The organism is Limosilactobacillus balticus (genome assembly GCF_014145615.1).
Classification (GTDB): Bacteria; Bacillota; Bacilli; order Lactobacillales; family Lactobacillaceae; genus Limosilactobacillus; species Limosilactobacillus balticus.
The window spans coordinates 1-232 of sequence record NZ_JACIVH010000013.1 but is presented as its reverse complement, the minus strand read 5'-3'; the positions used below and the strand labels follow the sequence as shown (position 1 = coordinate 232).

At 47.8% G+C, this 232-nt stretch carries 1 protein-coding gene; it reads right to left on the bottom strand.

What is annotated here, in order from left to right; all coding sequences use genetic code 11:
- Nucleotides 1–232, bottom strand: a 232-nt coding sequence (locus tag H5S10_RS00105) for a hypothetical protein (RefSeq protein ID WP_407657684.1), incomplete at both ends; no start/stop codon positions are given.

Sequence of the window (232 nt, the reverse complement as noted above, 5' to 3'; positions counted from 1 at the left end):
CCTCAGCTTCAGTAAGCGCCAGCGAAAGTGCCTCAACATCGTTGAGTGCAAGTGAAAGTACCTCAGCCTCCGTAAGTGCAAGTGAAAGTACCTCAGCTTCGGTAAGTGCAAGTGAAAGCACATCAGCATCTGTAAGTGCGAGTGAATCAACTTCAGCATCTGTAAGTGCAAGTGAAAGTACCTCTGCTTCGGTAAGTGCGAGTGAATCAACTTCAGCTTCGGTAAGTGCAAG